Consider the following 25,285-nt stretch of genomic DNA (forward strand, 5'->3'; position numbering starts at 1 on the left):
TGATTGCATATGAAGGTGAACTTGTTTATCAACAATGAGGATGTGACAACAGAACATTATGATGAAGTGAAGGACCCAGGCAGATTAAGTGAAGTAGTTGGTTATATCGCCAGAGGAGATGCAAACCATATTGATGCAGCTGTGCAGTCTGGGCATCGAGCCTTCCAATCCTGGAGCCAAACTTCACTTGAAGAAAGAATGTCAATCCTATTGAAATCTGCGGAAGAAATTGAGAGAAATGCGTTTTTCATCGCCAGTGTGACGGCTAAAGAAAACGGCATCCTGCTTGGCAGAACCGTTGATGAGGTCAAGTTAGGGTTGATGGATATGAGAAATATGATAGAAATGGCGCCTTCTGCCTTTCAAAAGAGAATCATAGAGGATGAAGGCGGTTGGGTAAGCATAGTGAAGAGGCCGATGGGTGTGATTGCTTGTATCGTTCCGTGGAATGCCCCTATCATTCTGACCTTACAAAAAATAACGCCCATCCTCCTTGCAGGCAATCCTATTGTTGTCAAGCCGTCTCCAACTGCTTCAATGGGCGTAGTAACGTTATTAAGAACCATGGCGGAATTTTTCCCTCCAGGTGTAATTAATGTTGTTCTTGGAGGAGGCGATGTAGGAAGTGCTCTAACCTCTCATCCGCTTGTTCGTAAAATTTCCTTTACTGGGGGAGGGAATACCGCCGTGACGATCATGAAATCGGCTGCTGAAACACTCAAAGGGGTTCACTTTGAATTAGGCGGTAACGATCCGGCCATTGTACTAGACGACGCCGATCTGAATGAAGTCGCTCCTAAAATCGTCGAAGGGGCATTCCGAAGAACGGGGCAATTCTGCTTTGCGATTAAGCGAGTTTACGTTCCTTATAGTATGTATGAAGAGTTCTATGAAAAAGTTTGTGAATTATCAGATTCCTATAAAATTGGGTATCAATTGAATGAAGAGACCACAATGGGCCCTATTAACAACCAACTTCAATATCAAAGGATTAGTGAACTAATCGATAGACTCGAGGAAAGTGGGGCTAACTTAGTCAAGTTAGGGAAGGTGCTGGAACCTGAAAATTGGGATAATGGATACTATCTTCAACCAGTTGTTGTTCGAGATGTTGATCCAAACGTCGAGATTGTAACCTGTGAACAATTTGGTCCAGTGCTTCCGCTGATTCCCTATCATACGGAAGAAGAGGTTATTCAGATGGCCAACAATTCTGAATTTGGTTTGGGGTCTTCCATATGGTCTTCGGATTTTGATCGTGCATTGAGCGTTGCCAATCAAATAGAAGCGGGTATGACCTTCATAAATGGACATGGACAGACACTTTTAGGTTCAAAATACATCCCGTTTGGCGGGATCAAGCAAAGTGGAATTGGAAGAGAAAAATCCATCGAAGTTTTTGATGAATTTATTGAATACCATGGGATTAATTTCCATAAAAAAAATAATGTTTGCTAGTTTAAAAAAGCTCTCCAAATTTGGGGAGTCCTTTTTTTATTTACCATTTTGAGGTCCTTGCACCTCTATCTTGGCGGTGAATCTATTGAATTATTACATTATTATTCTGATGAATACGATTCTTATCACTACGATTACAGGAATTAAACCTGTTGTTTCTTTATACTCCTATTCCTTAGGTCTTTCACCTCAAGAAATCAGCATAATTATTGCTAGTTCTGCTATCTGTCCGGCCCTTTTGGCCATGCATATTGGCAAATGGGTTGATCATTTAGGGACACGTCCCATGGTAATTATCGGGCATGCCATGTATTTGATTTCCTTATTGTTAACTATCATATTCCCATCCTTTTTCATTTTTTTACTCCAGCTAGCTATGGTTGGTATTGCTTCAACCTGCCTGATGCTCGCCTTGCAGAAGAGAATTGGCAGCTTAGGAGGTGACATCGATCGGATGGTGGCCAACTACAGTCTGTTTGGTTCAGTTGGCGCAATGATTGGCCCAATTATTAGTTCCGTTCTTTATGATCACTATGGGTACGATATTTGTATCATTTTTAATATGTTGCTCATTGCCATTGCATTGTGCAGTGAGATGGGTATGAGGAATTTAGATGGAGAGAGCATGCAAAAAACGGATGAGAACGAAAAAGCAAATTTGCAGGGAAGCGAATCGATTTGGACCCTCATTCGAAACCGTGACATGCGCAATGCGATTCTTATTGGGGGATTGATCTTTTCCTATAGAGAACTATTTAGCGTGTACTTTCCATTGCTTGCCGACAATATGGGCATCAGTCCAACTCTGACAGGACTTCTCCTCTCCTTCCTCGGTCTGGCCATGCTGGTTATTCGATTTACCCAAACGACTCTCGTTCGCTCTTTTGGCCGCATGAGGATACTTACGTGGTCTCTTTTCGTTACTGGTATCATTTATCTAGTTATCCCGTTCTCCCCTTGGATCGTTTTGTTATTTGGGTTGGTTGGTATTTTAGGAGCTGGTCTAGGCCTGGCGCAGCCGCTTAGCACTGCCGCGTTATTAGAGGAATCCTCACCCGACCGCCGTGGAGAAGTATTAGGAGTCCAGATGATGATTAATCGTGTTTCCCAATTTGCCATTCCGGTCATCTTTGGAGGAATTGGCGGTTTGATTGGGGTCTCAGCTATATTTTGGGGCAGCGGTCTCGTTCTTATGGCCTTTGGATATGTCACACGTCCCTTACCTGTTTATGTTAAAACGACCAAGAATCAGCAAAAGCATATGTAATTTCTTAGAAGAATTCCTCTGTTTCCATATTTAAATCATATGGTAAGTCTATTTAATAGATATTAGTAATATGTGTTTTCTTGTGTTAAATTTTAAATATACAGATTATTCAAAAATAATTTTTGGAACCAAAAATGATTATTTTACTTTCAGGAGGTTTATATGAAAACTTTGGTGTTGCTCAAACAAACATTTGACACAGAAGAGAAAATTGTACTTAAGAATGGGAAAGTAAGTGAGGAAGGAGTTAAATTCGTCATTAATCCTTATGATGAATACGCTGTCGAAGAAGCGGTGGCGATTAAGGAAAAACTCGGTGGAGAAGTAACGGTTGTGACTGTTGGCCCGCCACGTGCTGAGGCTGCACTCCGTACGGCTTTGGCAATGGGAGCTGATAAGGCGATCATTGTCGATGATGAATCTATTTTCGGTGATGAATATATGATTTCCAAAGTATTAGCTATTGTTGCGAAAAGAGATAGTTATGATTTGATTTTAGGCGGATATATGGCGGTTGATGACGGAGCAGCTCAGGTTGGACCACGCTTAGCGGAAGAGTTAGGAATCGTTCATATCTCTACCATTACAAATCTTGAAGTCGAAGACGGTAAAGTAAGAGTAGAAAAAGACGTAGAAGGAGATATCGAAATTATTGAAGCCGCTACACCTGTACTGCTCACTGCACAACAGGGTTTAAATGAACCACGTTATCCGTCACTTCCGGGAATCATGAAAGCAAAGAAAAAACCGATAGAACGGATTAAAGCCGCTGACCTGAGTCTGAATATTGAGGAAATTCTTTCGAAAACAGAAGTATCAGAACAATATTTGCCGCTCGAAAAAACAGCAGGAAAAATTCTACAAGGGGAACTGCCCGAACAGGTCTCTGAGCTCGTAGAATCGCTGCGCTTTGAAGCGAAGGTAGTGCAATAATCTCAATAGATAGTAAACTTTTTTGAATCTTAATCATTTAAGGGGGAAGGGCATCGATGAGTAAAGATGTATTAGTTGTTGCTGAAAAACGCAATGGTAATTTGAGAAATGTTTCTTTTGAAGCGCTTGCTGCTGCCAAAAAAATAGCGGACGGTGGAAAAGTCACGGCGGTATTGTTCGGGCAAGGGGATAAAGGAGATGCGGAGCAGCTGGGGCATTATGGTGCGGCTCAAGTCTACTTGGTTACCAACGAGGAATTGAATGATTTTTCAATTGATGCTTACACGCAAGCGTTCACTGAAGTATTTAATATCGTAAAGCCTGACGCCGTATTACTCGGTCATACTGCTATGGGGCGTGATTTGGCACCACGGGCAGCAGCTCGTTTGGGACTTGGATTAGTATCTGATTGTACAGAGGTTAACGTTCAAGGAGATGAAGTGGTCTTTGTTCGCCCGATTTACGCAGGAAAAGCGTTTCAAAAGAAAAAAATCACTAATGGAACAATTTTTGCCACCATTCGTTCTAATAATATCGACAAAGGCGAACCAGATACGGGGCTCACGGCAGAAACCATCGAACATAAAGCAGCCATTACCGATATTCGCACGGTCATTAAAGATGTCGTAAGAAAGACAGCAGGCACCATTGATTTGACAGAGGCTAAAATTATTGTTTCGGGTGGCCGGGGAGTGAAAAGTGCAGAAGGCTTCAACCCGATTCATGAATTAGCAAAAGCTCTGGGAGCGGCTGTTGGTGCGTCCCGTGCAGCTTGTGATGCAGGATACTGTGATTACTCAATGCAGGTGGGTCAAACCGGGAAAGTGGTAACACCTGATTTATATATTGCATGCGGCATTTCCGGCGCGGTGCAGCATTTGGCTGGGATGTCTAATTCCAAAATTATCGTAGCGATCAATAAGGATCCTGAAGCGCCGATTTTCAAAGTGGCTGATTATGGAATTGTAGGGGACCTATTTGAAGTGGTTCCAATGTTGACTGAAGAGTTCAATAAAGTTCCAGTATAAAGAAAAGAAAGAGGGGAAACGAACATGGCTAATATTCTTTCGGGTCTTACAGTCATTGATGTAACGCAAAACGTTGCGGGCCCATTTTGTTCACAAATGTTAGGCGATTTAGGAGCGACAGTCATCAAGATTGAACGTCCGGGACATGGAGATGATACGAGGCATTGGCATCCGCCATTATGGGGAGGGGAATCTTCCACCTTCCTGGCGTTAAATCGTAATAAGAAAAGCCTTTGTGTGGATCTTAATCATCCAGAGGGGCAGAAAATTGTCCATCAATTATGCGAGACTGCAGACATCTTTATCCATAGCTTGAAGCCAGGAAGCGAAGAATTTCGCGGACTCGGCTATGAGCAATTATCCGAAATCAATCCTTCATTAATATACGCGGCGATTAGTGCGTTCGGAGATAAGGGGAAAATGAAAAACAAGCCAGGCTACGACCCACTTATTCAGGCATATAGCGGCATTATGAGTTTGACAGGAAATGTGGGTGACGACCCAGCCCGCGTCGGCGTATCCATTGTGGATATGGCAACAGGCATGTGGTCTTTGATTGGTATACTAAGTGCCCTTCATCAACGCAACGAAACCGGCAAAGGCTGCAAAGTAGCAAACAGTCTGTTAGAAACGGGAATTGCATGGGTTACATTACAACTTTCTACGTTCATGGCATCCGGAAATCTTCCGAAGAAGATGGGAACGGGAATGGCGACGACTGCACCTTATGAAGCTTTTAAAACAAAAGGGGACCAATGGGCGATTATCGCTGCGGGAAACAATCGATTGTTTAAAAATTTATGTGCGGCGCTTGAGATGCCAGAGCTGGTCGAGGATCCTCGATTTGAATCCAATTCGACCAGGGTTCTAAACCGTAAAGAGCTTCATCATATTATTGAAGAAGTCACCTTAGGATATGAAGTGGACGACCTCGTTAACTTAATGGCGGAATACAATGTACCAAGTTGTCCAATCAATACATTGGATCGGGTGCTCTGCGATGAACAAGTGAATGCGCTTGCAATGATTAAACCAGTTGAAGATTTTAGGGTTTCTGATTTCAGAATGGTCGATCTTCCATTCCGAATCAATGAAGAACGAGGCAATCTTCAATCATTACCCCCACTGCTAGGGGAGCATACGGATGAAATTCTTAACTCATTAAATTATTCAAAAGAAATATTGGAGCAGCTCAAGAGTAAGAGCATTGTTGGTTAGGAGGTAAGACTATGACATTACCCCAACACGTTGAATTGTATGAGGTAGGGCCAAGGGAAGGCTTTCAATCGGAAGCAAGCAATATTCCCACAGAGGATAAGATTGCTTTCGTTAATGCATTGAGCCAGACTGGACTCAAAAACATAGAGGTTACATCTTTTGTCAGTCCGAAGTGGGTTCCGCAGATGGCAGATGCGGAAATAGTATTAGCAAAGATTGAGAGAGTGCAAGGGGTGGCTTATCGTGCAGCATATCTGAATTTGAAAGGGCTGGAGCGAGCGCTAGCCAATAACGTTACATTGGACGGAAGTCTTGTTCTATCTGCAAGTGATGCCTTTTCGAGGCGGAATTTGAATAAATCGACCAGTGAAATGCTGAAAGCGTTGCCAGAATGGATTGAAGCCTATCAGGCAGCAGGCATTCCTGTGAAACAGATGGGATTTATGGCATCCTTTGGCTGTAACTTTGAAGGCTACATCTATTTGGATCATTTGCTTAACATCATGGGCAAGGTCATTTCCTTGGCAGAAAGTTATGGAGAACGGATTCAAAAAGTCAAATTAGCTGATACGATGGGCTGGGCCAACCCGGAACAGATTAAACGAACGGTTCGTGCCATTCAGGATAAATGGCCGGAAATTAATATACATTTGCATCTGCATGATACACGCGGACAGGGTCTCGCAAACGTATACGCTGCGCTACAGGAAGGCCTTTGGGAATTCGATACGGCGGTTGCAGGACTAGGAGGATGTCCATTTGCTGCAGTGAAAGGGGCACCAGGAAACATTTCTACAGAGGATGTCGCATTTCTGTGCGAAGAAATGGGCATTGATACCGGACTTAACTTGGAAGCTCTAGTCGAATGCTCCAAGATGGTTGAACAAATTGTGGGCCGAGAGCTTCCTGGGCATCTGTCCAAGGGCGGGGTTCTTCCTGGAATTAGACCACAATCCTGGATGCAGGTACAAGGATCATAAATTAATAGAAAAAAATAATCATAGAACGTGGAGGAATTAAAGATGGATTTTGAATTTTCTGACCTGCAAAATGATATTCGCGCTGGCGTGAGAGAGGTTTGTTCCCGGTTTGATTTAGATTATTGGAGACACTCCCATGAGGAACATACCTATCCGACAGAATTTGTAAAAGCAATGAGCGATGCAGGCTGGTTAGGTGCATTAATTCCGGAAGAGTATGGTGGCTCAGGGTTAGGGTTTACAGAAGGAGCCATTATCTTAGAAGAAGTCAACCGATCTGGCGGAAACTCTAACCAGGTTCACGCTCAAATGTATACAATGGGTGCACTTCTTAGACACGGCAGTGAGGAACAAAAGCGTAAATATTTACCGCAAATTGCAAACGGTTCCTTAAGACTGCAGACCTTTGCAGTAACAGAGCCGGATGCTGGTACGGACACAACTAAAATTAAAACATTTGCCGAGAAAAAGGGAGACCGTTACATTATTAACGGCCAAAAAATCTTTATTTCCCGCTTCAATAACACAGACTTGATGTTGCTTCTGGCCCGTACAACACCACTTGACAAAGTAGAAAAGAGAACTCACGGCATCAGCTTGTTCCTGATTGATACCCGTGAAGTTGGAAACGGAATTGAATCAACGAAAATTTCTACTATGCTAGGCGGAGACACGAATCAATTGTTCTTCAACGACCTTGAAGTTCCTGAGGAATGCTTAATTGGTGAAGAAGGAAGAGGACTATACTGCGTGATGGACGGAATGGTCGCAGAAAGGATTCTTGTATCTGGTTCCGCTCTTGGCAACGGGAAGTGGTTTATTGACCAAGCTGTCAAGTATGCGAATGAGCGTGTTGTATTTAACCGTCCTATCGGCCAAAACCAGGGCATCCAATTCCCGATTGCTCAAGCGTATATGGAGCTTCAAGCTGCGGAGGCACTTATGTATAAAGCAGCAACTAAATTCGATAACAATCTACAGGCTGGTGCAGAAGCAAATATGGCGAAGTACCTTTGCTCTGAGGCTGCGTATCATGCGGCTGAAGCATGTATGCAAACGCACGGCGGCTATGCTGCAGCAAACGAGTATCACATTAACCGCAAGTGGATGCAAGCAAGAATGATGAAGATAGCTCCAATCTCTTCGAATCTGATATTAAGCTATGTAGGTCAGCACGTATTGAAAATGCCAAGATCATATTAAGTAAGAAGAAGTAAGGAAAGGAGAGCGAATGCTGTGAGTATAGTGCAAGAATCCTATGAAATGCTGAAGGTTGAATTTAAGGGTGAAAATAACGAAATTCTGGTTGTCACGCTAAATAGACCAGAAGTAATGAATGCGATGAATACTAAAATGCTTGAGGAAAGGCTAAGGCTATTCCGCGAGCAGGCCTTTAACGAAGATTTAAGATGCGTTGTTATTACCGGAGCAGGGGAGAGAGCGTTCAGCACCGGAGGCGATTTAAAAGAACGTAACGGAATGAGTGACGGCACGTGGAAACGACAACATCATATCATTGAGGACTTGGTCCTGTTGACTCGGGAATTCCCGGTACCTATCATTGCCGCCGTGGAAGGCTATGCACTTGCTGGAGGATGTGAATTGGCACTTTCGACTGATTTTATCATTGCTTCGGAAACAGCTGTTTTCGGATTGTCGGAAGCATTAAGAGGAATTTTACCTGGTGGCGGAGGGCTGCAAAATCTGGCTCGAGCAATTGGGGTACGCCGTGCCAAAGAGCTTATCTATACAGGACGAAAAATTGATGCAGCATTAGCTTACGAATGGGGTATGGTCAACCGAGTCGTTTCCAAAGGAATAGCGCTGGAAACGGCACTGGAATTGGCAGAATTGATTGCAAACACCGCGCCAATGGCAGTAAGAGCGGCAAAAGTCTCGATTAACCAAGGATCCGAAACAGACTACCATACGGCCTACGCTCTGGATATTGCAGCATACAACCAGTTAGTGACATCGGAAGACCGGTTAGAGGGAGTGGCAGCATTTAATGAAAAACGTAGACCAAGATGGAAAAATCAATAATTTCATGACAAGGCTCGCTGCCTTTATTACGGAAACATCCTATCATCAGCTTCCAGAAGAAATGGTGGAATTAGCCAAGAGGGCCATTATTGATACGATAGGAGTAGCTTTAGCAGGATGGAATGAACCTGCTGTAGAAAAGGCTAAAAAGGTATATGTCTCGCAGGAGAGCGGGCAGGGCGGTGTCTCTTCTCTTTGGGGGGAGCCTGTGAAAGTTGATTGCGATAAAGCAGCCATCATAAACGGGACGGCTTCCCATGTGTTGGATTATGACGATGCTTCGGTTGGTGTCGTCATCCATCCAAGTGCTCCGATTCTGTCTGCGATAACACCTCTTGCCGAGAAGCTTAAGAGCTCGGGGAAGGAGGTCATTACAGCCTATAGCATCGGCACGGAAGTTATGATCCGCATTGGGCAGGTTATGGGGATACGGCATTACAATCTCGGCTGGCATGCCACCGATACGTTGGGTACGATTGGAGCGGCTGCTGCTGCCTCCTATCTGCTTCATCTCAATGCGGAGCAATGCTCCCATGCCATTGCTATCGCTGCATCGATGACAGGTGGGCTACAGAAGAATTTCGGTTCCATGACCAAGTCGCTGCATGTTGGATTGTCGGGATCACACGGCATTCAGGCGGTATTGCTTGCTAAACAGGGCTTTACAGGGAATCGTGATATTTTTGGAAAACGCGGCTTTTTCATGGCGTTTAGCGGCGGGGCCGATGAGGAGGAGCTCCTGTACGCGATGAACCTCATCAGATTCGGAGAGCCTTACGATATGTTAGAGGGGTTATCCGTCAAGAAGTTCCCTTGCTGCTTTGGTACACACCGCTTTATCCAAGGGGCGCTTGATCTCAAAGCGGAATATCAGTTGAGTTTGGATGCTGTACAGGCAATTGTGCTTCGGGCACAGCCGAGAAGTCTCTTGCCTTTGGTACATTCACGTCCTGTCACAGGCTTACAGGGAAAGTTTAGTGCCGAATATACCGTCCTTGCAGCGATAGCCGATGGACATGTTCGGTTGAGCAGTTTTGAGGATGAGCAAGTGCAGCGTATGGACATTCAGAATTTGCTGCCTATGGTCAAGGTGATAGAACTGCAGGAAACGGAGGAGGACAAGCGACTCAATCGAAGATTGCCTGTAGAAATAGAAATTAAGACAAAGAACGGTCAAATGTATGCAAAAACGCTTCAACATTCACCGGGTTCCAAAGAATACCCCCTGAGCGAAAAAGAGCACCGAGAGAAGTGGATCAGTTGTTTGAGTCATTACGCCCAGTCCTTCCTTAATTATGGCAGCATGGAGCAAATTGCCCATGAGCTATATGATCAAGGTTTACGAATCGACACGTTCACATACTTCAGTGATTGGATAAACGAGATACACAACCAATTGAATGATTATAAACAAAAAACAAATGATTTGATTTCAAAGTAAGAATCAAATGGAAGGAGTATCAAAATGAAAATTGCATTGTTCAATGAATATCGCGTTGGTGTTGTCGATGGCAGCAGTGTGATCGATATTACTGAATTAACATCTTGGAGTAACGAGGAACCGCAAGCTTCCCTAGTCAAACTGATGGGAGAATTCGATGTTTTGAAACCCAAAATTAAAGCTGGCATAGGTTCTTGTCCTGTATATCAATTATCGGACGTGTCATTACGTGCCCCTGTCCCAAATCCGAGCAAAATCGTAGCAGCTCCTATTAATTATATCCTGCACAAACAAGAGATGAACACCGCTTCAACGGTGGACGGTCTCGGATTTTTCCTTAAATCGCCTTCTTCGATTATTGGGCCTGATGAAACGGTGCTGCTGCCGTTCAGGGACCGAAGAGTGGATCATGAAGCGGAAATTGCTTTCGTTGTCGGTAAGGAGGCCAAGGATGTTAAGGCGGAGGATGCGTCTAAGTACATCTTCGGATACCTTGCTTTAATGGACATTACGGTCCGCGGTAAGGAAGATCGGCCATGGCGAAAATCCTTTGATACCTTTACTCCAATCGGTCCATGGATTGTGACGGGTGACGAAGTGGAAAATCCTAATCAACTGCAAATGAATCTGTGGGTTAATGATGAAATCAGACAATCTGCCAACACGAGTGATCTCATTTACGATTGCTATAAATTTTTTGAGGCAGCTTCCAGTGTCATGACGCTTCTTCCTGGGGATATTGTTACGACTGGAACACCGGAAGGAGTTGCTCCAATTACTAAAGGTGATATTGTTCGAATTCACATCGAAAGAATCGGTGAATTTTCTGTACAGGTCGACTTCAAGCCGGGAATATGACCAAATTATTTGTTTGTTTAAATTAATACTATTTGATTCGAATATGAGACTACTTAAATGATTTTATTGTTACTGTACGTTATTACGAAAGTGGGGAAGTAATATGTCTGAACATAAATCAAAACAACAATGGACACCAGAATTGTTGGATTTCCACCAAGAGCTTAAGGATAAGAATATGGGTCCTTTATGGGCTTCCGTATTCAGCGCACATCAGCCAAAGCCGCGAGCTGTTCCGTATTTGTGGAAAAAAAGGCAAATCCTTGAGGCCCTAGATAAAGCCAAGGAGCTACTCGAGGTAGGGACGGGATCCATTGATCGGCGAGCCATTTATTTAATCAATCCAGGTATGAAGCATTTGGAACCACACGGATGGGGCGGGGCAACGCAAACGCTGTATGCTGCCGTTCAAGCGCTTAATCCAGGGGAAATCGCTCCATCACACAGGCATATGACTTCAGCATTGCGGTTTATTATGGAAGGCCAGGGTGCATCCGGCATTGTGAACGGTGTGAAATATCATTTCGAACCGGGGGACTACGTTATTACGCCGGAGTGGTGCTGGCACGATCATGTAAATGAAGGAGACGAAACGGTACTCTGGATGGACTGTTTAGATATCCCATTCACTTCTGCACTGACAAGTTCATTCTTCGAACTGTATCCGCAGGAGCAGCAGCCGGTTGAGTTTCCTGATGATTACGGCACAAAGCGTTATGCGGGTGGGATGGTACGGCCGATTTCGGATCGCAAGCCATCACCTGCACCGCTCGGCCGATACACATGGGATTTGACAAAACAAGCACTAGAAGGACAAAGTGATTTAGCTCCAGATCCATTCGACGGATTCGCCGTGGAATATATCAATCCATCCACCGGCAAGGACGCAAATGGAAGAGTTGGCGCCAGAATGCAGAAGCTGCCGATTCAATATAGGGGTAAAGCGCATCGCCATATGCACAGCTCGGTATATCATGTGCACAAGGGAAGCGGGTATACGGTGATGAACGGTGTTCGTTTTGACTGGGAAGCAGGCGACTTCTTCGCACTGCCGGCCTGGACCTGGCATGAACATGTGAATACATCTGAAACAGAAGAGGCATTTTTATTTTCTACGAACGATCTGCCAATTTTGGAGCCTTTTGGCTTTGAACGAGAAGAAGCTTATCCAGAAAATGTCGGTTACCAGGCGATTCTATCAGTTTTTGAGCCTGAACTCTCAGATGTAATAGCAATAGATTAGTAGAAATAATCTAATTTCATATATGGGGTGATTATGGTGGGAGAAGTTAAAGAGGTTATCGTTGTAGGCGGTGGAATAGGGGGTTTAGCTGCTGCTTACGGAATTGCTAAATTAGGAAAAAAAGTAACACTGCTCGAGCAGGCTCCACAGTTTGGTGAGGTGGGCGCCGGATTGCAGGTAGGTCCGAACGGCTTACGGGCGCTTGATGCTTTGGAAGTACTGGATGAAGTCTATAAACTGGCGGTGTTTCCCCGCCGTCATGTGTTCATGGACGCGTTAAGCGGTAAGGAGCTGTCGGCCGTTCAATTTGGAGATTCATTCCGTGATCGTTTCGGATATCCGTACATTGTTATCCATCGTTCTGATTTGCATAGTGTTTTGCTGAAGGCTTGTCAATCGTTAGATAATGTTTCATTTTTAACTAATCATAAATTGGAATCCATTGAAGAATCCGAAGATTATGTAGAATTATGTTGTGAAAACGGAGCGGTACTGCAAGCGGAAACAGTCATTGGTGCGGATGGGATCCGTTCAATGGCACGTAAACTAGTAAGTCAAGCAGATCCAGTTATCTCTCAGTATGTGGCCTATCGCTTTACTGTTCCGATGTCTGAAATGACGATTGATATCGATTGGGACGAAAAATTAACGTGGATTGGACCTGGCATTCACTTGGTACAGTATCCGGTACGTTATAAGAGTGTTATTAACCAAGTAGCGGTATTCAAAAGCTACAAATTTAATGAAAACTCCGATGATTGGGGGACTGTGGAGGAACTCCATCAAATGTTTGGCGATAGCTGTTCGACCATTAAAGAATCACTGAAGTTTGCAGAACGCGGTTTGGTCACAAAGCTGTTTGATATCGAACCACTGGATAAATGGTCAACCAATCGCGTGACGCTCCTGGGAGATAGTGCTCATGCGATGCTGCAATATCTTGCACAAGGGGCATGTCAAGCACTTGAAGATGCAGTTTGTTTAACTGAAAAAATCCGTGCGAACGGTTCAAATATAGCGAAAGCATTGGACGAATACCAACAAGATCGCATGCCAAGAACGGCACAGGTGCAGCGTGGAGCACGGACTTGGGGAGAAATCAAGCATGCAGAAGATTCGGTTACAAGACTTCTGCGTAATACAATCATGCTGAACCGTTCAGCAGACGATTACAACTATTTAGATTGGCTTTACAAAGAGAAAGTGCTTACTACTGTTTAAAAATAAATAGGCAGGTTCTAATTCAAGTAATTCAAAGGCTATATTCCTTTATACATTTATGGATATAGCCTTTACGTATACCTTTTTTGAAGAGAAATCATTTGATTTAATATAAATTCAAGGGCGTGATCATACATGAAATTTAATAAATCGAAAGGTCCCTTAGAGGGTATCCGTATTCTCGATTTATCAACTGTTATTGCAGCTCCCTATGGTGCTACACTTCTTGGTGATTTTGGGGCAGAAGTTATTAAAATTGAAATGCCCGAGGTCGGTGACCCACTGCGTAATCTGGGACCCTATTATAAAGGAGAAGGATTAAGATGGCCTGGTATGGCTCGTAATAAGAAATCCATTACGTTGGATTTGCACCAGGAAGAGGGCAAGGAAATACTAAGAAAACTGGTTAGCAAATCTGATATGATCATTGAAAACTTCAGAACCGGAACATTGGAAAAATGGGGGATTGGCTATGAAGATCTGAGAAAAATCAATCCTGATTTAGTCATGATCAGGGTAACAGGTTATGGACAGACCGGCCCTTATTCACACAAAGCAGGTTTCGGTACACCCGCCACAGCCTTCAGCGGTTTTACGTATTTGCATGGATACCCTGATCGCCCGCCAATCAGTCCTTCTTTTTCCTTAACGGATTATATTACAGGGATTTATGTCGCTTTTGCTGCGGTTACAGCCTTGTATCACAGGGATTGTCAGGAGCAAGGCTCAGGTCAATACGTAGATGTCAGCTTATATGAATCAATGTTTAGAATGATGGAATTTTTGGTTACGGACTATGATCAGACTGGCACCATCAAAGAGAGGTCACCGGGATTGAGCGGTCATTCAGCACCTGCAGGGAATTTTCTGACCAAGGATGGACAGTGGGTGATTTTGGTTACGAGCTCTGACAAGACCTTTGAGCGTTTGGCAAAAGCCATGAATCGTGAAGATATGCTGACGGATGAACGCTATCATACCAACTCGGTCCGTTTGACGCGATTTGATGAAGTCAATGGGATTGTTTCCGATTGGGTGAAAACGAAAACAAAGGACGAACTGCAGCATCTCCTAGACGAATGCGGCGTACCGATGAGTCAAATCTACAGTATTAAGGATATTTTTGAAAATCCTCAGTATCAGGCGAGAGAAAATATTGTGGAAGTCGACCATCCGCGTCTAGGGAAAGTTAAGATCCCAGGTGTGGTTCCAAAATTTTCTGAAACACCGGGTTCCATCAGGCAAATTGCTCCGGATTTAGGCGAGCATAATGATGAAATTCTAAAAAAACTCTTGGAACTGGACGAAGGAACCATTGCTAGTTTAAAAGAGAAAAAAGTGATATAAAGGAGTGTTCAAACTTGGCGAGTAATAGAGAGATTATAATTACTGAGGTTTGTCCAAGGGACGGGTTTCAAAGCGTCAGTGAATGGATTCCAACGGAAGAAAAAGTCGGAATTATTAATCAATTGATTGATTGCGGCCACAAACAGATTGAGGTTACTTCTTTTGTTCATCCCAAAGCGATTCCGCAATTGAAAGATGCGGATGAAGTGTTGAAAAGAATCAAACGCTCGGAACATGTGAAGCTGAGGGCACTGGTTCCAAATACCCGCGGTTTGGAAAGAGCCATTGTAGCTGGCGTAGACAAGGTGAAGCTGATGCTGTCTGCCTCCGATTCCCATAGCATAAGTAATGCAAACTGCAAGACGCTAGAGGCTTTTCAGAAGTTTGAACCGCTAATTGATCTAGCAGAAAAAAACAGCATGAAGGTATCGGGGTCGATCTCTGTTGCGTTTGGATGCCCCTATGAAGGTGAAATTCCAGTCGAACGTCTTGTGATGATATGTGAACGGTACCGTTCCTTAGGAATTAAGGAAGTTTCACTTGCCGATACAACGGGTATGGCAAATCCATTGCGAATTAAAAACAATGTTCGTGAATTAATGAGGAGATTTCCGGACTTCATTTTTTCACTTCATCTTCATAATACAAGAGGCATGGCGTTTGCCAATGCCGTGGCTGGATGGGAGGAAGGCATTGTTCATTTTGACAGCTCCACTGGCGGATTGGGAGGCTGTCCTTATGCACCCGGAGCCAGCGGAAATATAGCTTCTGAGGATTTGATTCACGGATTTGAGGAAATGGGAATTCATACCGGTGTTTCATTAAATAGCGTACTGGAGGCGGCAATGGATATTCAGCAGAGTCTTCCGCAATATGTAGACAGCTTTGTTTTGAAAGCTGGCAAATGTTCGGACTTATCTGCAAGTCCAAAGGCTCAGCAAAAAGTAAAGTTATAGTTAGTGAGAAATGGAGGATTACGAGTGTTTCAGCAAATGTTAAGTACTGCCAATGGATCGATTACCATTAACAGCCTGCAGTCGTTGGGACAAAGTGGTATTGTGAATGTGGGTAACTTGCCATATACAACGATGATACTGCTTGAATCGCTCATGCGAAATCAAAGCAGACTCGGACTTACAGAACTGGATTTGATCCGAGTGGCTTCAAGAAGCTCTAATGAATCGGTTGAAATTCCGCTTATGCCCACACGAGTTATTATGCAAGATGCATCGGGTGTTCCGGCTTTAGTCGACTTGGTGTCGCTTCGTCAACGATTGATGGAGGAAGGAATCGATCCAAGTCACGTAAATCCCGTTATTCCCGTTGATTTGGTTATCGATCATTCGGTTCAAGTTGATTACTATGGATCAACATCTGCTTTTTCAAACAATCTTCAAATAGAATATGAACGAAATCAGGAAAGATACAGGTTTTTAAAATGGGCGCAGCAATCCTTCGCAGGCTTTCGCGTCATCCCACCGGCTAATGGCATCATTCATCAAGTTAATTTGGAATGCTTGACCAAAGTTGTACAATTAACGAATCAAAATGATGAGAGCATCGCTCATCCCGAAATGGTAATCGGTACGGATTCCCATACCACAATGGTAAATGCATTAGGAGTGTTGGGTTGGGGTGTTGGAGGAATCGAAGCAGAAGCAGCCATGCTAGGTATCCCTGTAAGTATATCAGTACCCGACGTGGTAGGGGTCAAAATTACTGGCCAGCTGAAGGAGGGAGTTACGGCGACGGATGTTGCCTTAACGTTAACGGAGCTCCTAAGAAAGCACAATGTTGTGGGTAAATTCGTCGAATTTTTTGGTCCCAGCTTGAAGAGGCTTTCTCTCCCTGATCGGGCGACCATCTCCAATATGGCGCCAGAATATGGGGCAACTTGCGGATTCTTTCCGGTTGATGAAGAGACATTAAAATTTTTACGTATAACGGGCAAACGAGATGAGGAAGTTGATCTTGTGGAGCGATATTGTAAAAAACAAGGATTATTCCATATACCCGATTCCAGTGGAAATGGAAAAGCTTACTCAGACTTAATAAAGTTTGATTTACAGACTGTGGAAGCAAGTGTTTCGGGTCCAAGTCGACCGCAAGACAGATTGCCGATTTCTGCGGTGAGACAATCGTTTCCCAAGTCCCTTTCACTTAGCTCTAACGGGATGAATAGGAGTACGCAATTGAAGGATGGCTCCATCGTGATTGCTGCTATTACTAGCTGTACGAATACATCAAACCCCTTCAATATGATAGGGGCAGGGCTTTTGGCAAAGAAGGCGGTGGAGTACGGCCTAACCGTACCTAAAACCATTCAAACTTCTTTGGCACCAGGATCAAAGGCGGTAACGGCATATTTGCAAAAAGCAGGATTACTTCCCTATTTGGAAAAGCTGGGATTTTATCATGCCGGTTACGGATGTGCAGTATGCGTTGGCAACAGCGGCAAACTGGCTGAAGAAGTAGAAAATGAGATTCAGGAGCAGGGTTTGACGGTTGCTGCCGTATTAAGCGGAAACCGTAATTTTGAAGGACGCATTCACGCCTTAGTAAAAGCAAACTATTTGGTCTCTCCTCCTTTAGTTATCGCCTTTGCTATCGCAGGCACCATGGATATTGATTTGGAGAGAGAACCATTGGGCAGATCTGCCTTGGGTAAAGAGATATATTTGAAGGATATTTGGCCCAGTTCCGAGGAAATTGCCAGCCTAGTGGATTCTACAATTTCATCCGATTTATATCGTGAAGCCTATGAAAATGTATTTGAAGGGGACGAGAAATGGCAGGGTCTAGCATATGATGATCATCCGATTTTTAGGTGGGATGATCGGTCCACTTACTTTAAAGCATCCCCTTTCTTCAATGCGGAGATTAAAGAATACAAGCCAGGAGATATTCACCAAGCGAGAGTCTTGTTAATGCTCGGTGATTCGGTTACTACAGACCATATTTCGCCGGTCGGCAACATTCCTTATGAGAGTACATCTGGACAATACCTTATTGAGCAAGACGTCGAACCCGCCAACTTCAATTCTTACGGTTCGCGCCGAGGAAATCATGAGGTACTTGTCAGGGGAACTTTTGCCCATCCAAGGCTTAAGAATAAATTAGTAGAAAAAACAGGAGGTACAACCCTCTATGTACCGAGCGGGGAAGAAATGGATGTCTATTCCGCATCCATGGTCTACCAACAGGAAAATACGCCGCTGATTATTTTAGCCGGCAAAGACTATGGAATGGGGAGTGCAAGGGATTGGGCCGCAAAGGGTACCTACCTCCTTGGCGTCAAAGCAGTTATCGCGGAAAGTTTTGAACGAATTCACCGAAGTAACTTGGTTATGATGGGGATTGTGCCGCTTCAATTTTTGCCTGGAGATAACTATGAATCGATGAATCTGGATGGTCTAGAGACGTATTCCATTATAGGATTGAACGAGTTGCTCAGTCCGTTACAAAAGGTGGGGGTGGAAGCCATTAAACCGGATGGCTCAAGGACCCTGTTCCAGACAGTATTGCGCTTGGATACCCGCATGGAGATTGAGCTTTATTCGAAAAAGGGTGTTTTTCAGAGTATCCTAGACCAATGGGTAGAGAGATAGAAAGATTAGCATGTTGTAAAATCAAAAATTAAGGAACTCTTTCGAGACTTGGCTGGCAGACACATGCTTCAATTGGCAGCCAACAATAAATAGGCATAATGAAAAAGCTCCCCAATTAAAATGGAGAGCTTACTTCGTTTTCTTTACTAATTTGTCTTGATAATTGTTTATTAGCTTTTATGAGATCACTAACATAAAGCATTAGTTCAAACATTAGAAGAAGTATTACTATCCATACGCCTTCGTTTAAGATTGTGTCTATCACAATGGATCCAATCAATAAATGGGTATGGATAAGAGATGTAAAAGTATAAAACATGGCAAAAGTAAAAACTCTACTCCATTGCGTAACATCATAAATAAAGATTGCTTTTTTATAGCCATAGTGTTTAAACCGTTTAAAAAGCCTGTAAATTTCAATAGATTCTACCATAATGAAAATAAAAAGGGCTGCTCGCCATATCCATCTTATCGTTTCAATATTAATGATGCCGGTGACTAAACAGGCAATCCCGGAAATAGATAAGGCCCCATGCAAAATACAGTTCGTATTGTTCCAATCCTTTTCAATAGACCAAGGATTTTTTATGTATCTATATAAAATAAAGAAAACACAAACAAGATAAAAACAAAACCCTATGATTAGTAAAGGTAGGTTAATGATATCCGGGAACTCTTTGAAAACAGTGTTAAGTAACAGGACGATTGATTGTGTACTAACAGTAGTAAGAAGAAGAATCCCATGGACATTCGAATATGATTTTGTCCGAGTGATTTCTATAAAAGTTTTTACACTGATCCCAATATAAATCATCCACAGGAAAATATTAATAAAAGCAAGAATAACTGAAATAAATCCCAATTCGATAAATTGTTTATAAAATAAAATGCCACTAATAGATGTACCAGCAATCCATGTACCGATCCCAAAACGATTGATCCGATTGGCATAATGGATGTCTTTAAATTTTCCATCCAGACTGGCAATGACCAAAGAAAGAATAAAGGCAAACCAAAGGGATAAGTTAATAATGCTTAGAATTTTTCCAATTATATGTTGGAAGAACTGGATTCCGAAATAGTTTAATAGAACACCTTGCGTTACAATCCCAATTGCCATAACCATGGCCATGGTTGAAGTTCTAATATAAAGTTTTTTAAAAGTGAAAAATAAAATAATACAACCCATGAAGAAAATCAAAATCATTAAATAAACCACATTTATCACCATTACCATAGTAGTATCTACCAAGTATACCATCAATCAATCTGGAGGTCTGCACATTTGTTCAGGCTAGATAACAAGGAACTTTATACTTAGTTAGGAAGAAGGCTTAAATAACGGGCCTTCATAAGGTCTCCAATTAGTTATTAATAACACCATTAATATTAATTATTTAATCAGCATTCTTGTATTCGACTTTCTGGAACAGACTTCTTTTTACTTAGGAAGTGGGGGATGAAATATTATCCACAACAAAATTATATTTAAAATAGAAAAAAGCCATGCTACCCATGGTTTCCATTTATGAATGGCTAATAACGAATACGTAACTATATTGAAAATTAAAGACCAGGCAAGTGTCCATCCGTGATGGTGAATTATACTTTTATATAGATAAGCTATTACTTCAATACCTTGGAAAATCAAAGCCCATAAAACGACCCAACATATTTTTTTGAAACTTGATTCAGGGAATCTACCTAAGAAAACAACAATGACACATGGATAAATTAAAAATGCGATTGAAGTAGCAATGACGGTATGTGTAGGAAGAATAAAGTGGTCAATCCACACAGGATGAAATTCCCATACCCTAAAATCATGTAGTAACGAAGCGTAAAGCAGGTCACCTATAATCCAAAATAATAAAGTTGGGTAAAATTCATTTAGGCGTTTCCAAACACCAAAGAATAAACTAATTATGATAAAAAAAACAGCAAACATTGTATGCATAGAATCACCTAAATAAATGTATTTGTTAGATAGTATTTCCTTCTTACTTATAATAATTATTAAGCTGCCATGAAAATAAACTTCTGTAATTTAAAGCCCTTCAAATCAGAAGGGCTTTAGCTTTTTCTTTAAAACAATATCCTATTTATCAGTACTTTGTTTTTAGATAAGGATGATTCAAAAAGTGGATGAGTAATGTGGAACCATATTGGATGGCCCCTCCTAAAATTTTTCTATTATGATAGATAAGAAAGTGGTGAATCAACTATAGATTGTGACTGAAAATCACGTCTCTTTGTCGTTGGCAGTTTTTTATAACAAACTAAAGTGGATGGTCAAAATACTTTGAAATTGGATGGCTTATTTCTGTTAAAGTGTGATTTATATCACAAAGTCCCTATGTTAGGTACCCTATAATAAACACTGTAAGGATAGTGTTTATTAACCATTTTAAAGGAGTGTTTATTTTGTTAAACCAAAAAAGTATAGACATTGTAAAATCAACTGTTCCGGTATTGGAACAACATGGGGAAAAAATTACAATTCGTTTTTATCAATTAATGTTTGAAGATCACCCTGAACTCCTAAATATCTTTAATCATGCAAACCAAAAACAAAGCAAGCAACAAAGGGCTTTAGCAAGCGCAGTATATGCTGCAGCCAAATATATCGATGATCTTTCTGTTATTGGTCCAGTGGTTAAACAAATTAACCAGAAGCACCGTAGTCTTGGAATAAAGCCAGAACATTACCCGATAGTAGGAAAATACCTGCTCCTTGCAATCAAGGATGTACTAGGGGAAGCCGGGACAGATGAAATTATTGATGCATGGTCCGAGGCCTATGGTGTTATTGCTGATATGTTTATTAGTATTGAGGCTGAATTGTACGATCAAGCGGCTAATCAGAACGGAGGCTGGGATGGATTTCGTCATTTCATAGTCGATCGTAAAGTAGTGGAAAGCGATGTTATCACTTCTTTTTATTTAAAACCAAAAGATCAAAAGGAAATTGCAGACTTCCTGCCCGGACAATACATTAGCATTAAGTTGGAAATGGAAAGCGAAACGTTTACGCATATCCGTCAATACAGCCTTTCGGATGCGCCGGGAAAAGATCACTATCGAATTAGTGTCAAACGTGAAGCGGGTACACAAATGCCTGACGGTAAGGTCTCAAATTACCTTCATGACCATGTAAATGAGGGTGACATTCTTAAGGTAAGTGCACCTGCTGGGGATTTTGTCTTGAATTTAAATGTAGAATCACCTGTTGTCCTCTTAAGCGGCGGTGTCGGCCTAACTCCGATGGTAAGTATGCTAAAAACGATTGTTGAGACCCAGAAGGAACGTGAAGTAACATTCATTCATGCTGCCCAAAACAGCAGCGTGCACGCTTTAAAAGAAGAAGTGGAAAAAATCGCCTTAAATGACAATGTGAAATCTTTTGTATTTTATAATTCACCAACAGAGGAGGACCACCAAAACAACTGTTTTGACTTTGAAGGGTATGTGACTCAAGATTGGTTAAAAAACAATGTGGTGATTAATGATTCAGACTTTTATTTCTGTGGTCCAAGCCCGTTCATGAAGGCGATTTACCGTTCACTAAAAGACTTGGGTGTAGAAGAAGAGAGGATCCACTTTGAATTCTTCGGACCAAAAGGTAGTTTAGAAGAATAAAAATTCGTTTTAAGAGGACAAAAAAATTTTGTAGTGAGAACTTCTCTATTAAACAAATGGGGCGCGATTCCATATAAAGAATTGCGTCCTTTTTTTAATTTAATAAGGGCTTCTATTTCTTTTATTGTTCCAACTGTTGCAATTTTGTTATAAAAAGAAAATATTTTTCTATGTGGATTGGAAAAATATGATTGAATTGGATGGTCCATAAAAATTTGTTTTTTCTTATAATCGCATTTAAAGTAAATTTTTTATAAAATTCTAGGAGGTATATTTATGGAGTTAACTGTTACAAATAACGCCAATAAAGCACTTAAGCAGGTAGGTAATGATAAAATGGTTCAATTATCCTTTGATAAAGGTAGCTGTGATATAGTCAATACTATTTATGAGATTCTTGTCATTCCAAGAAGAACTGTTTCTCCTATTGAAAAAACAATTACGGTAAATAATATTGATTTTTTATTTGACGAAAGCTTTGAGGAAGCATATGACCATCAGTTGGTAATTGACTATGTAGGAGGGTTTTTTGTATTTAAAAACAAAAATCAAATTTTCAATAATAGAGTGGGAATAAAATTTGTATAAGCCTTTAATTCAGACATAAAATCATTCAATGAGTTTATATGTGGATGTTATTAGGCATTCTTTTAAAGCATCAATATAATATGATTTCGAGCACACATGAATTCTATCCTATTGGGATTGTATTCATGTGTGCTCTTTTTAGTAAATGGATGGTTAAAAAAGTGTATAAATGGATGATTAAAAAAATGTTAAATCTTTTATTATTAGAGTGTAGATTTGAATCTACCAAACGCAAGCGATTAAATAATGATAATTATCGGCAAATTTGTGAATCGGCTCACAATGAACTATTCACAAATAGAAGTAAAAATAAGGTTGGTTAAGTTTTAAAGGAGAGATCAAATGAACGAACTTGCCAGGAAGCTAAATGATGACTTAATTACACATAATTCTAATGTATATGACTTATTATCCAATTTAGGCAAGAAGCTATATTATCCACAAGGTATCTTAAGTCAAAGTGCTGAAGCAAGCAAAAAAGCTACTCGTTTTAATGCAACAATAGGAATTGCTACTGAAAAGAATATGCCAATGCATTTTGAACATATACAGGAAACATTACAGAGTTATTCCCCTGTGGATATTTACCCGTACGCCCCGCCTTCCGGAAAATTAGAATTACGTTTGGAATGGAAGAAGAAATTACTACGGGAAAATCCGTCCCTGGTGGATAAAAGTATTGGGCTTCCTATTACAACCAATGCCTTAACCCATGGGTTAAGTCTTGCCGCAGATCTATTTGTTGATGAGAACGACGCTATTATCCTTCCAGATAAATTTTGGGGTAATTATCAACATATTTTTCATATCCGACGAGGCGCCAAGCTTAAGACTTTTATGCTTTTTGATGAGTTTGGAAAATTTAATGTATCGGCATTCAGGGAACGTTTACTGGAACAAAAAGATACAGGTAAGGCAATCGTGCTTCTAAACTTCCCGAATAACCCAACAGGATACACCCCTGGAGAAGAGGAAGTTAAAGGAATTATTTCAGTGGTTAAGGGAGCGGCAGAAGCGGGTATTAATGTTGTTGTCATACTTGATGATGCCTATTTCGGGCTTTTTTACGGAGATTCGGTAAAAGAATCTTTATTTGGGAGTTTAACCGAACTCCATCCAAAAATATTGCCTATCAAGGTGGACGGGCCAACAAAAGAAACGTATGTATGGGGACTTAGAGTTGGGTTCATTACCTTTGCTTCTGAGAGTCCAGAAATATTAGAAATACTGGAACAGAAAACAAGAGGTCTAATCCGTGGGACGATTTCTAGTAGTTCCCACCTATCTCAGACAATTGTTTTAAATTCATTGCAATCTATTGAATTTGATATTGAAAAACATGAAAAGTTTGAGGTAATGAAGCGCAGAGCAATAAAGGTAAAAGAGATTGTCAGCCAGGAAATTTATAAGAAGGTTTGGGGATTTTATCCATTTAACTCCGGATATTTTATGTGTTTAAAGCTATTAAATGTTGATGCTGAAAAGCTGAGACTTCATTTGTTAGACGAATATGGAGTAGGCACTATAGCCATTAACGCAACTGACTTAAGAATCGCTTTTTCTTGTGTGGAAGAAGAGGATATAGAAGAACTCTTTAAATTGATTTATTCAGGAATAAATGAAGTAATGACAAAGGAGGTAGAAAATAATGTCTAATCCTACAGAAACACTTGAAGGGTGGTACTGCCTAGCAGATTTTCGCAAAATAGATTGGAAGTGCTGGAAATCTCTAAGTGATCATCAACGTCAAGAAATCCTTGAAGAGATGATGGAATTATGGAACCAATGGACTAATAGTCAAGAAAGGTCAGAAGGCAGCCATGCCCTCTTTCAAATAGTAGGTCATAAAGCAGATATCATGATTATGTTTCTGCGTCCAACCCTAGAGGAATTAACTCAAATGGAATTATCTTTTAATAAAACAAGATTCGCTGATTTTACTGTCCAGTCTACATCGTATGTATCGGTAGTGGAACTCAGTAATTACCTGCCTAAAGGTGAGGATCCTTATCATAAACCGGAAATTAGGGAACGTTTGTTTCCGAAAATACCTTTAACCGACTACATTTGTTTTTATCCTATGAATAAGCTTCGCACCGGAAATGAAAATTGGTATATGTTATCTACCGAAGAGCGCAAACAGATGATGAGGAGCCATAGCTTAATTGGCCGAAATTATGCTGGGAAAGTAAAACAAATCATATTAGGATCTGTTGGACTTGATGATTATGAGTGGGGTGTAGCTTTATTTGGGAATGACCCTATTCAATTTAAAAAACTTATTTATGAAATGCGGTTTGATGAAGTTAGTGCCCGATTTAGCGAGTTTGGTTCTTTCTTTGTTGGAAAGTATGTTTCAAAAGAACACTTTCATCATCTTTTACAACTATGACCTACTACAGATTCCAAGATG

21 protein-coding genes are annotated in these 25,285 nt (G+C 41.4%); 19 read left to right on the plus strand and 2 right to left on the minus strand.

The window, feature by feature from the left end:
- Positions 1-9: 9 nt before the first annotated feature.
- From ACE198_RS10870 to acnA, 15 genes are all read left to right on the plus strand, one after another.
- Complete coding sequence (locus tag ACE198_RS10870; protein ID WP_375375584.1) at positions 10-1,458, plus strand: aldehyde dehydrogenase family protein; 1,449 nt, start codon at positions 10-12, stop codon at positions 1,456-1,458.
- Between the two features lie 85 nt (positions 1,459-1,543).
- Positions 1,544-2,725 (plus strand): MFS transporter, encoded by a 1,182-nt coding sequence (locus ACE198_RS10875; protein WP_375375585.1) that lies wholly within the window; start codon positions 1,544-1,546, stop codon positions 2,723-2,725.
- Between the two features lie 162 nt (positions 2,726-2,887).
- Entirely contained in the window at positions 2,888-3,658 is a 771-nt protein-coding gene (locus ACE198_RS10880) for an electron transfer flavoprotein subunit beta/FixA family protein (RefSeq protein WP_375375586.1), read from the plus strand.
- Between the two features lie 56 nt (positions 3,659-3,714).
- Positions 3,715-4,686 carry an electron transfer flavoprotein subunit alpha/FixB family protein gene (locus tag ACE198_RS10885; RefSeq protein WP_375375587.1) on the plus strand — a complete coding sequence of 324 codons (972 nt, stop codon included), beginning with the start codon at positions 3,715-3,717 and terminating at the stop codon, positions 4,684-4,686.
- Between the two features lie 24 nt (positions 4,687-4,710).
- Positions 4,711-5,904 (plus strand): CaiB/BaiF CoA transferase family protein, encoded by a 1,194-nt coding sequence (locus ACE198_RS10890; protein WP_375375588.1) that lies wholly within the window; start codon positions 4,711-4,713, stop codon positions 5,902-5,904.
- Between the two features lie 11 nt (positions 5,905-5,915).
- Entirely contained in the window at positions 5,916-6,884 is a 969-nt protein-coding gene (locus ACE198_RS10895) for a hydroxymethylglutaryl-CoA lyase (RefSeq protein ID WP_375375589.1), read from the plus strand.
- 42 nt (positions 6,885-6,926) lie between these two features.
- Positions 6,927-8,087 (plus strand): acyl-CoA dehydrogenase family protein, encoded by a 1,161-nt coding sequence (locus tag ACE198_RS10900; RefSeq protein ID WP_375375590.1) that lies wholly within the window; start codon positions 6,927-6,929, stop codon positions 8,085-8,087.
- 33 nt (positions 8,088-8,120) lie between these two features.
- On the plus strand, positions 8,121-8,927 hold the full coding sequence (locus ACE198_RS10905; RefSeq protein WP_375375591.1) for an enoyl-CoA hydratase/isomerase family protein: 807 nt from the start codon (positions 8,121-8,123) through the stop codon (positions 8,925-8,927).
- Positions 8,893-10,368 carry an MmgE/PrpD family protein gene (locus ACE198_RS10910; RefSeq protein WP_375375592.1) on the plus strand — a complete coding sequence of 492 codons (1,476 nt, stop codon included), beginning with the start codon at positions 8,893-8,895 and terminating at the stop codon, positions 10,366-10,368. Before ACE198_RS10905 ends, ACE198_RS10910 begins: the two co-directional genes overlap by 35 nt.
- A gap of 24 nt (positions 10,369-10,392) precedes the next feature.
- Positions 10,393-11,226, plus strand: coding sequence for a fumarylacetoacetate hydrolase family protein (locus ACE198_RS10915; RefSeq protein WP_375375593.1), 834 nt, complete (start codon positions 10,393-10,395; stop codon positions 11,224-11,226).
- A gap of 103 nt (positions 11,227-11,329) precedes the next feature.
- Positions 11,330-12,469, plus strand: a complete 1,140-nt coding sequence (locus ACE198_RS10920; protein ID WP_375375594.1) for a cupin domain-containing protein — start codon at positions 11,330-11,332, stop codon at positions 12,467-12,469.
- 36 nt (positions 12,470-12,505) lie between these two features.
- Positions 12,506-13,690 (plus strand): FAD-dependent oxidoreductase, encoded by a 1,185-nt coding sequence (locus tag ACE198_RS10925; protein WP_375375595.1) that lies wholly within the window; start codon positions 12,506-12,508, stop codon positions 13,688-13,690.
- A 135-nt stretch (positions 13,691-13,825) separates the two neighbouring features.
- A complete protein-coding gene (locus ACE198_RS10930; RefSeq protein WP_375375596.1) occupies positions 13,826-15,037 on the plus strand; it encodes a CaiB/BaiF CoA transferase family protein in 1,212 nt (403 codons plus the stop codon).
- Positions 15,038-15,051: 14 nt separating this feature from the next.
- Entirely contained in the window at positions 15,052-15,993 is a 942-nt protein-coding gene (locus tag ACE198_RS10935) for a hydroxymethylglutaryl-CoA lyase (protein ID WP_375375597.1), read from the plus strand.
- Positions 15,994-16,017: 24 nt separating this feature from the next.
- Positions 16,018-18,645 (plus strand): aconitate hydratase AcnA, encoded by a 2,628-nt coding sequence (acnA, locus tag ACE198_RS10940; protein ID WP_375375598.1) that lies wholly within the window; start codon positions 16,018-16,020, stop codon positions 18,643-18,645.
- 115 nt (positions 18,646-18,760) lie between these two features.
- On the opposite strand, the gene ACE198_RS10945 is transcribed toward acnA, so the two are convergent.
- Positions 18,761-19,882 (minus strand): SLAC1 family transporter, encoded by a 1,122-nt coding sequence (locus ACE198_RS10945; protein WP_375375599.1) that lies wholly within the window; start codon positions 19,880-19,882, stop codon positions 18,761-18,763.
- A 204-nt stretch (positions 19,883-20,086) separates the two neighbouring features.
- On the minus strand, positions 20,087-20,602 hold the full coding sequence (locus ACE198_RS10950; RefSeq protein WP_375375600.1) for a CBO0543 family protein: 516 nt from the start codon (positions 20,600-20,602) through the stop codon (positions 20,087-20,089).
- Positions 20,603-21,069: 467 nt separating this feature from the next.
- Here ACE198_RS10950 and hmpA point away from each other — a divergent pair, with 467 nt between their 5' ends.
- The 4 genes from hmpA to hemQ all read left to right on the plus strand — a co-directional run bounded on the left by hmpA (position 21,070) and on the right by hemQ (position 25,264).
- Positions 21,070-22,284, plus strand: a complete 1,215-nt coding sequence (gene hmpA / locus ACE198_RS10955) for an NO-inducible flavohemoprotein (protein WP_375375601.1) — start codon at positions 21,070-21,072, stop codon at positions 22,282-22,284.
- A 276-nt stretch (positions 22,285-22,560) separates the two neighbouring features.
- Positions 22,561-22,872 carry an iron-sulfur cluster biosynthesis family protein gene (locus ACE198_RS10960; RefSeq protein WP_375375602.1) on the plus strand — a complete coding sequence of 104 codons (312 nt, stop codon included), beginning with the start codon at positions 22,561-22,563 and terminating at the stop codon, positions 22,870-22,872.
- 342 nt (positions 22,873-23,214) lie between these two features.
- Positions 23,215-24,528: an aminotransferase class I/II-fold pyridoxal phosphate-dependent enzyme gene (locus tag ACE198_RS10965; protein WP_375375603.1), complete on the plus strand. Its 1,314-nt coding sequence runs from the start codon at positions 23,215-23,217 to the stop codon at positions 24,526-24,528.
- Positions 24,521-25,264: a hydrogen peroxide-dependent heme synthase gene (hemQ, locus tag ACE198_RS10970; protein ID WP_375375604.1), complete on the plus strand. Its 744-nt coding sequence runs from the start codon at positions 24,521-24,523 to the stop codon at positions 25,262-25,264. The genes ACE198_RS10965 and hemQ overlap by 8 nt, the downstream gene beginning before the upstream one ends.
- Positions 25,265-25,285: the final 21 nt, after the last annotated feature.

This window comes from Neobacillus sp. KR4-4 (assembly GCF_042136325.1).
Taxonomy (GTDB): Bacteria; Bacillota; Bacilli; order Bacillales; family Cytobacillaceae; genus Neobacillus.